Here is an 8,549-nt window from a genome sequence, read left to right on the forward strand (position 1 = left end):
GGGAGAAAAACGGAGCCTGGCTTAGTGCCGGGCTTTTTTATACGCAAAAAAAAGCGGACCACGGGGTCCGCAAAAGTTCACGTTGGCTTTAGTTTTTCGAGTTTTGAGAGAAACTCGCTGACGGTGCGGGGGCGTTTTGGGTCAAACACGTGCCGCCTCGTCTATGTGATGTATTATTCAACAGAATGCTTGATAGGGATAATCGTTCGTTGCTATGCTATCTATCGCCATGAACTATCGTGGCGACGGAGGATGAATAATGAATATTCGTGATCTTGAATACCTGGTAGCGTTAGCTGAGCATCGCCATTTTCGCCGCGCGGCAGACTCCTGCCATGTCAGCCAGCCAACGCTGAGCGGTCAGATCCGCAAGCTGGAAGATGAGCTGGGCGTGATGCTGCTGGAGCGCACCAGTCGTAAGGTACTGTTCACGCAGGCAGGTCTGCTGCTGGTGGATCAGGCGCGCACCGTACTGCGCGAGGTCAAAGTGCTCAAGGAAATGGCAAGCCAGCAGGGGGAGGCGATGTCCGGCCCGCTGCATATTGGCCTGATCCCAACCGTTGGCCCGTATCTGTTGCCGCAAATCATTCCGCTGCTGCACCAGACGTTCCCGAAACTCGAAATGTACCTGCATGAAGCGCAAACCCATCAGCTGCTGGCGCAGTTAGACAGCGGCAAGCTCGACTGCGCGATCCTGGCGCTGGTCAAAGAGAGTGAAGCGTTTATTGAAGTACCGCTGTTCGATGAGCCGATGATGCTGGCGATCTATGAAGATCACCCGTGGGCGAACCGCGATCGCGTGCCGATGGCCGATCTGGCCGGAGAAAAGCTGCTGATGCTGGAAGACGGCCACTGTCTGCGCGATCAGGCGATGGGCTTCTGCTTCGAAGCAGGTGCAGATGAAGATACCCATTTCCGCGCAACCAGCCTGGAAACGCTGCGTAACATGGTCGCGGCGGGAAGTGGCATTACGCTGCTGCCTGCGCTGGCCGTGCCGCGCGAGCGTAAGCGTGATGGCGTGGTCTATCTGCCGTGTATTAAGCCAGAGCCGCGTCGCACGATCGGCCTGGTTTATCGTCCGGGTTCACCGCTGCGCAGCCGCTATGAGCAGCTGGCAGAGGCCATCCGTGGTGCAATGGATGGCCATTTCGACAACGCGTTAAAACAGGCGGTTTAAGCCGTTCAGCGCAGCTACCCGATAGGCTTCCGCCATGGTCGGGTAGTTAAAGGTGGTGTTAACGAAGTACTCGATGGTGTTGCCACCACCTTTTTGCTCCATGATCGCCTGGCCGATATGAATGATTTCCGCGGCACGTTCACCAAAGCAGTGAATACCGAGGATCTCTTTCGTCTCGCGATGGAACAGGATCTTCAGCGTACCCACGCTCATCCCCACAATTTGTGCGCGCGCCAGGTGTTTAAACTGGGCACGACCCACCTCGTAAGGCACCTTCATGGCCGTCAACTGCTGCTCGGTTTTGCCGACAGAACTGATTTCCGGGATGGTGTAGATGCCCGTCGGGATGTCCTCGATCAGATGCGCCGTCGCTTCACCTTTCACCAGCGCCTGTGCGGCGATGCGGCCCTGATCGTAAGCAGCGGAGGCCAGACTTGGGTAACCAATAACGTCGCCGACCGCGTAAACGTGCGGCAGCGCAGTCTGGTACATGCTGTTGACCTTGAGCTGACCGCGGCTGTCGGTTTCAAGCCCGATATTCTCCAACTGCAATGAATCCGTGTTGCCGGTACGGCCGTTGGCATACAGCAGGCAGTCCGCCTTCAGCTTCTTACCAGATTTCAGGTGCATGATCACACCGTCGTCGCAGCCTTCGATTTTCTCGTACTCTTCGTTGTGGCGAATCACCACGCCACTGTTCCAGAAGTGGTAGGAGAGGGAATCTGACATCTCCTGATCGAGGAACGCCAGCAGCCGGTCGCGGGTGTTGATCAAATCAACTTTGACCTCCATTCCCCGGAAAATCGACGCATATTCACAGCCAATCACGCCCGCGCCATAGATGATCACATGGCGTGGCTCGTGGTGCAGGCTGAGGATGGAGTCGCTGTCGTAAATGCGTGGATGAGAGAAGTCCACGTCTGCCGGATGATATGGGCGCGATCCGCAGGCAATCACAAATTTTTCAGCGGTGAGCGTCTCAACCGAACCGTCGTGGCACTCCAGCGCCAGGGTGTGTTCATCTACAAAATGCGCGTTACCCTGCAGAATTTCACAGTGGTTGCGCTCATAGAAACCCTGACGCATGCGCGTCTGCTGGTTAATGACCGTGTCTGCGTGATTCAGGATATCGGCAAAAGAAGAACGAAGAAGTCGGGAGTGGTCGCTGTAAAGAGGGTTCTGGTTAAATTCGATAATGCGGCTAACGGCGTGGCGGAGGGCTTTCGAAGGGATGGTGCCCCAGTGGGTGCAACCGCCGCCGACATTATGGTAGCGCTCAATAACCGCTACTCTGGCTCCCTGTTTTACCAGACCCATAGCAGCACCTTCGCCGCCGGGGCCGGAACCAATAACTATTGCGTCGTAATCGTAGGAATGTGGCATGGCAAGGCTTACCTGTTCTTATACATAAAAGCAACAGAATCATAACATCATTGCCTGGGTAACCCAATTATCGTTGTGCATTTTTCGGGCAGTGGAGCACAAACCGCGCGTAAACAATCATTCACAAAGCCAGGTAAACAGATTAATTTTATTCTCTGGTATAGTGCCAACGGGCCTTTGGAAGGATTCAACTATCGTGATGGGCGTAAGAGCACAACAAAAAGAGAAAACCCGGCGTTCGCTGGTGGAAGCCGCATTCAGTCAACTGAGTGCTGAGCGGAGTTTTGCCAGTTTAAGCCTGCGCGAAGTGGCGCGCGAGGCCGGGATTGCGCCAACGTCCTTCTATCGTCATTTCCGTGATGTGGATGAACTGGGCCTGACCATGGTCGACGAGAGCGGTTTGATGCTGCGCCAGCTTATGCGTCAGGCGCGTCAGCGTATTGCCAAAGGCGGCAGCGTGATCCGCACCTCCGTGTCGACATTTATGGAATTTATCGGCAATAACCCTAACGCGTTTCGCCTTTTGCTGCGCGAGCGCTCTGGCACGTCGGCGGCGTTTCGTGCCGCCGTCGCGCGTGAAATTCAGCATTTCATCGCGGAACTTGCCGACTATCTTGAACTCGAAAACCATATGCCGCGTGCGTTTACTGAAGCACAGGCCGAGGCGATGGTGACCATTGTTTTCAGTGCGGGTGCCGAAGCGCTGGATGTCAGCATTGAACAACGTAAGCAACTCGAAGAGCGACTGGTATTGCAGCTGCGAATGATTTCTAAAGGTGCGTACTACTGGTATCGCCGTGAACAAGAGAAGTTGGCACATCAAAACGATGAGTGAAGGTGAGTAATGAAACAGTCAGGTCAGGATAAAGGAACGCTGTTGCTGGCATTGATCGCTGGCTTATCCATTAACGGTACGTTTGCGGCGGTTTTCAGCTCAATTGTACCGTTCTCGATTTTCCCGATTATCGCGCTGGTGCTGACGGTGTATTGCCTGCATCAACGTTATCTGAACCGCACCATGCCGGTTGGGTTACCGGGGCTGGCCGCAGCCTGTTTTATTCTGGGTGTACTGTTGTACAGCACCGTGGTGCGTGCAGAGTATCCGGATATCGGTTCTAACTTCCTGCCTGCGGTGCTGTCTGTGGCGCTGGTGTTCTGGATTGGCTCGCGCATGCGTAGCCGCAAGAGCCAGTTACCAGAGTAAAGGGTTTTGTCATTGTAGGCCGGATAAGCGAAGCGCCATCCGGCTTTTTTGGCAGGTGGCGCTTCGCTTACCTGCCCTACAAGGCCCACATTACTTCGCCGTGAGCAGTACGCCGCACTCCATATGGTGCGTATATGGGAACTGATCGAACAGCGCCAGACGTTCAACCTTGTGCGTCTGGCTTAATGTTTCCAGATTCTTGCACAGCGTCTCCGGGTTACAGGAGATGTACAAAATACGCGGGTACGCCTGCACCATCTTCTCGGTTTCGCTGTCCAGGCCACTGCGCGGCGGATCGACAAAAATTGTCTCACACTGGTAGCTCTTCAAATCAATCCCTTGCAGGCGGTTAAACTCACGTACGCCGTTCATCGCCTGGGTAAACTCTTCTGCCGCCATACGAATGATCTGCACATTATCAATATGGTTAGCGGCGATGTTGTACTGCGCGGCGGCCACCGATGGTTTGGCGATTTCCGTCGCCAGCACGCGTTCGAAGTTACGCGCCAGCGCCAGCGAGAAGTTGCCGTTACCGCAGTAGAGCTCCAGCAGATCGCCCGTCGACCCTTCCGTCGCATTCAGCGCCCACTCCAGCATCTGCACGTTCATTGCCGCATTCGGCTGGGTGAAGCTGTTCTCCACCTGACGGTAAACCATCTCTTTTCCTGCCACCGCCAAACGCTCGTCGATGTAATCCTGGTCCAGCATGATTTTGGTTTTGGTCGCGCGGCCAATCAGGTGCACGTTGATGTTCTGCGCGCGCAGCGCATCGCGCAGGGCTTCTGCCTGCTCGCGCCACTCGTCGGTCAGCGCTTTGTGATAGAGCAGAGAGACAATGGCCTGATTGCTTTGGGTGGTCAGGTAGTCAATCTGGAACAGCTTGTTGCGCAGCACCGGATTAGTGCGCACACCGTCGATCATCAGCGTCATTAGCTGGTTGATAAGCTCACTCGCCGCCGGGAAACTGTCTACGCGAATCCGGGATTTCGTCTGCTGATCGAAAATGATGTGGTACAGGTCATCGCCATCGTGCCAGATGCGAAACTCAGCGCGCATACGGTAGTGGCTGACCGGAGAACGAAACACCTCGGGAACGGGCGCGTTGAAAGGCGTCATCATACTTTGCAGGCGGACAACTTTTTCTGCCAGCTGTGCGTCGTACTGTTCTGTCGGGAGGTGTTCGGGGGTCATGATGCGTCCTGAGTGATAAAGAATTACGCGGGGATTGTAGGGATTGTGCAGTGGATGTCCAGATTTAATGGCTAATAGCTATCTGGACATCTATACGTGTCTAATTGTAGCATTCTGTTTCCGGTCTCCTGAGAGTGAAAAGGGAATCCAGTGCAAATCTGGAGCTGACGCGCAGCGGTAAAGACTGGCGGGATGAGAGTTGTAGACACTGTGAAAACGGGAAGTCTTCATCCGTATAACGCCACCCAGCCCGAAGACCTGCCGGGATCACGTCGCATTTGGTTTCATCATCGCGTGCTATCGATGAGGCCTGCGGCATCCTTCTTATATTGTGGATGCTTTAACAATGATTAAAAAAGTATCGCTGTTGACGGCGTTTTCCGTCACGGCATTTTCGGGCTGGGCGCAGGAAAGCGCCGACTCGTTGGTGGTGACAGCAAACCGTTTCGAACAACCTGAAAAATCTGTTCTGGCTGCGACTTCTGTCGTGACGCGGGCCGATATCGACCGCTGGCAATCCACCACGGTTCTGGATGTCATGCGTCGCCTGCCTGGCGTAGATACGGCACAAAATGGCGGGATGGGGCAGCTCTCTTCTCTCTTTATACGCGGTACGAACTCCAGCCATGTCCTGATTCTCGTCGACGGGATCCGCCTTAACCAGGCGGGCGTCACGGGGTCGTCCGATCTCAGCCAGTTTCCGATCTCCCTGGTGCAGCGCATCGAATATCTTCGTGGACCGCGTTCGGCGGTGTACGGCTCGGATGCGATCGGTGGTGTAGTCAACATTATCACTACGCGTGCGAAGGATGGCACAACGCTGAATGCTGGCGTTGGGACACACGGCTTCCAGAATTATGGTGGCAGCACCCAGCAAACATTGGGTGAAAGTACGCGCGTTACGCTGGCGGGGGATTACACCTACACAAAAGGCTTTGACGTCGTTGCTGACGGTAATAACGGCGGCCTTGCCCAGACCGATCGCGACGGCTTTATGAATAAAACGCTCTACGGCGCACTGGAGCATGCTTTCTCTGAGCAATGGAGTGGTTTCGTTCGCGGCTATGGTTACAGCAACCGTACCGCCTATGACGGCTATTACAGTTCATTTACCCCTGATGTGCTGGTTGATACCCGCCAACTCTATAGCCAGACCTGGGATGCCGGATTGCGGTTTAACCGGGATGTTTTCCATTCACAGTTGCTCTCCAGCTACAGTCACAGCAAAGACTACAATTACGATCCGCACCTTGGACGCTATGACTCCACAGCAACCCTGGATGAAATCAAACAGTACAATGTTCAGTGGACCAACTCAGTTGACGTGGGGCATGGCAACATCGGCGCGGGCGTTGACTGGCAGAAACAGAGCACCGAGCCGGGTACCAACTACGTAACCAACGCCTATGACCTGCGTAACACTGGCGTCTACCTGACTGGGTTGCAGCAGTTTGGAGATTTCACTCTGGAGGCGGCGGCCCGCAGCGATGACAACTCTCAGTTTGGTCGCCATGGTACCTGGCAAAGTAGCGCAGCCTGGGAGTTCGTTGACGGTTACCGCTTCATAGCCTCTTATGGCACGGCCTATAAAGCGCCGAATCTGGGTCAGCTCTATGGCTTCTACGGCAATACCCATCTTGATCCTGAAGAGAGCAAGCAGTGGGAAGGGGCGTTTGAAGGCCTGACGGCAGGCGTAAGCTGGCGCGTATCCGGCTATCGTAATGACGTTGATAATCTCATCGACTTCAACAATAACCTGCAGCAATATTACAATGTCGGCAAAGCACGCATTAAAGGTGTAGAAGCGACAGCGTCATTTGATACGGGTCCGTTGACGCATACTGTGGGCTACGACTATGTGGATGCCCGCAATGCGGCAACCAATCAACTTCTGGACCGTCGTGCTAAACAGCAGGTGAAATATCAGCTTGATACGCAGATCTATGATGTTGACTGGAGCCTGACGTATCACTATCTCGGCACGCGCTACGACACCGACTTTGGAACCTATCCGTCAGAGAAAGTTAAAATGGGCGGCGTCAGCCTGTGGGACGTCGCGGTTTCATATCCTGTCACCTCACATCTCACAGTTCGTGGTAAAATAGCCAACCTGTTCGATAAAGATTACGAGACAGTTTATGGCTACCAAACTGCAGGACGGGAATACACCTTGTCTGGCAGCTACACCTTCTGATCCGCGTCCCACCGTGCTGGTGTTTGATTCCGGCGTCGGTGGGCTTTCGGTCTATGATGAGATTCGGCAGCTCCTGCCGGATCTCCATTACATCTACGCCTTCGATAACGTCGCGTTCCCGTATGGGGAAAAGAGTGAAGACTTTATCGTTGAGCGTGTGATTGAAATCGTCACTGCGGTACAAAAGCGCTATCCCCTGGCGCTGGCGGTTATTGCCTGTAATACGGCAAGCACGGTCTCTCTTCCTGCCCTGCGCGAAAAATTCCCGTTCCCGGTTGTGGGCGTTGTCCCGGCAATCAAACCTGCGGCGCGTCTGACGGCGAACGGTATCGTGGGGTTGCTGGCGACACGCGGTACGGTAAAACGTCCTTATACGCGTGAGCTTATTGAGCGCTTTGCCAATGAATGCCAGATCGCCATGCTCGGCTCCGCGGAGCTGGTGGAAATGGCGGAAGCGAAACTGCACGGCGAGACGGTATCGCTTGAAGAGCTGCGTCGCATTCTGCGTCCATGGCTGCGGATGCAGGAACCACCGGATACGGTTGTTCTCGGCTGCACCCATTTCCCGCTATTACAGGAAGAGCTGTTAAAGGTTTTGCCTGAAGGGACCCGGCTGGTGGATTCCGGTGCTGCGATTGCGCGTCGGACGGCCTGGCTACTGGAGCACGAGGCGCCGGATGCGAAATCAGCGGATGCGAACATCGCTTTCTGTATGGCGATAACAAAAGAAACCGAACAACTTTTGCCCGTTTTACGTCGTTATGGCTTCGAAACGCTCGAAAAACTGGCGCTGTAGCACGGTTTTGAGCAAAAAAGAGACGGTTGAACGTTTTTTTTCAAAGAGGGGTTGTCAACGTCTGAGAACTCCCTATAATGCGCCTCCACTGACACGGAACAACGGCTTACAAGCCGCCGGGACAGCGGGGTTCAGAGATGAACGCCAACAGAGAAAAGTGAAAATAATTGCTTGACTCTGAATGAGGAAAACGTAATATACGGGACCTCGCAACGGTGAGCGAAAGCCGCGTTGCACTGCTCTTTAACAATTTATCAGACAATCTGTGTGGGCACTCAAAGTGACATGGATTCTTAATGTCCTCGGACACTAAATGAATACCAAGTCTCAACGAGTGAACACGTAATTCATTACGAAGTTTAATTCATTGAGCATCAAACTTTTAAATTGAAGAGTTTGATCATGGCTCAGATTGAACGCTGGCGGCAGGCCTAACACATGCAAGTCGAACGGTAACAGGAAGCAGCTTGCTGCTTCGCTGACGAGTGGCGGACGGGTGAGTAATGTCTGGGAAACTGCCTGATGGAGGGGGATAACTACTGGAAACGGTAGCTAATACCGCATAACGTCGCAAGACCAAAGAGGGGGACCTTCGGGCCTCTTG

7 protein-coding genes, 1 rRNA gene and 1 riboswitch are annotated in these 8,549 nt (G+C 54.1%); of the genes, 6 read left to right on the forward strand and 2 right to left on the reverse strand.

What is annotated here, in order from left to right; translation table 11 throughout:
* The first annotated feature begins 259 nt into the window (after positions 1-259).
* The gene (oxyR, locus tag ACOTXC_RS18210; RefSeq protein WP_022649783.1) at positions 260-1,177 is read left to right on the forward strand and encodes a DNA-binding transcriptional regulator OxyR; all 918 of its coding nucleotides are present in this window, start codon (positions 260-262) and stop codon (positions 1,175-1,177) included.
* Here oxyR and sthA read toward each other — a convergent pair.
* On the reverse strand, positions 1,160-2,560 hold the full coding sequence (gene sthA / locus ACOTXC_RS18215) for a Si-specific NAD(P)(+) transhydrogenase (protein ID WP_003862057.1): 1,401 nt from the start codon (positions 2,558-2,560) through the stop codon (positions 1,160-1,162). The genes oxyR and sthA overlap by 18 nt on opposite strands.
* Positions 2,561-2,756: 196 nt before the next feature.
* On the opposite strand from sthA, the gene fabR reads away from it, so the two are divergent.
* Together fabR and ACOTXC_RS18225 are read left to right on the forward strand one after the other, a co-directional pair.
* Positions 2,757-3,395 (forward strand): HTH-type transcriptional repressor FabR, encoded by a 639-nt coding sequence (fabR, locus tag ACOTXC_RS18220; protein WP_003862059.1) that lies wholly within the window; start codon positions 2,757-2,759, stop codon positions 3,393-3,395.
* Positions 3,396-3,404: 9 nt separating this feature from the next.
* Positions 3,405-3,764, forward strand: coding sequence for a YijD family membrane protein (locus tag ACOTXC_RS18225; RefSeq protein ID WP_017383113.1), 360 nt, complete (start codon positions 3,405-3,407; stop codon positions 3,762-3,764).
* A gap of 90 nt (positions 3,765-3,854) precedes the next feature.
* On the opposite strand, the gene trmA is transcribed toward ACOTXC_RS18225, so the two are convergent.
* Entirely contained in the window at positions 3,855-4,955 is a 1,101-nt protein-coding gene (gene trmA / locus ACOTXC_RS18230; protein WP_421767880.1) for a tRNA (uridine(54)-C5)-methyltransferase TrmA, read from the reverse strand.
* 104 nt (positions 4,956-5,059) lie between these two features.
* A riboswitch (cobalamin riboswitch) is annotated at positions 5,060-5,235 on the forward strand.
* 66 nt (positions 5,236-5,301) lie between these two features.
* Here trmA and btuB point away from each other — a divergent pair.
* The 3 genes from btuB to ACOTXC_RS18245 all read left to right on the forward strand — a co-directional run.
* Complete coding sequence (btuB, locus tag ACOTXC_RS18235; RefSeq protein WP_023330102.1) at positions 5,302-7,149, forward strand: TonB-dependent vitamin B12 receptor BtuB; 1,848 nt, start codon at positions 5,302-5,304, stop codon at positions 7,147-7,149.
* Positions 7,094-7,945 carry a glutamate racemase gene (murI, locus tag ACOTXC_RS18240; RefSeq protein ID WP_023298885.1) on the forward strand — a complete coding sequence of 284 codons (852 nt, stop codon included), beginning with the start codon at positions 7,094-7,096 and terminating at the stop codon, positions 7,943-7,945. Before btuB ends, murI begins: the two co-directional genes overlap by 56 nt.
* 384 nt (positions 7,946-8,329) lie before the next feature.
* Positions 8,330-8,549 (forward strand): 16S ribosomal RNA (locus ACOTXC_RS18245); the annotation flags it as partial.

The sequence above is a fragment of the Enterobacter cloacae complex sp. IR5428 genome (genome assembly GCF_049238585.1).
In the GTDB taxonomy this organism is placed as follows: Bacteria; Pseudomonadota; Gammaproteobacteria; order Enterobacterales; family Enterobacteriaceae; genus Enterobacter; species Enterobacter intestinihominis.

Bases quoted from the DNA above. Each gene is read 5' to 3' on its own strand.
- oxyR (WP_022649783.1), top strand. From the start codon at position 260: ATGAATATTCGTGATCTTGAATACCTGGTAGCGTTAGCTGAGCATCGC.
- sthA (WP_003862057.1), bottom strand. From the start codon at position 2,560: ATGCCACATTCCTACGATTACGACGCAATAGTTATTGGTTCCGGCCCC.
- ACOTXC_RS18225 (WP_017383113.1), top strand. From the start codon at position 3,405: ATGAAACAGTCAGGTCAGGATAAAGGAACGCTGTTGCTGGCATTGATC.
- trmA (WP_421767880.1), bottom strand. From the start codon at position 4,955: ATGACCCCCGAACACCTCCCGACAGAACAGTACGACGCACAGCTGGCA.
- btuB (WP_023330102.1), top strand. From the start codon at position 5,302: ATGATTAAAAAAGTATCGCTGTTGACGGCGTTTTCCGTCACGGCATTT.
- murI (WP_023298885.1), top strand. From the start codon at position 7,094: ATGGCTACCAAACTGCAGGACGGGAATACACCTTGTCTGGCAGCTACA.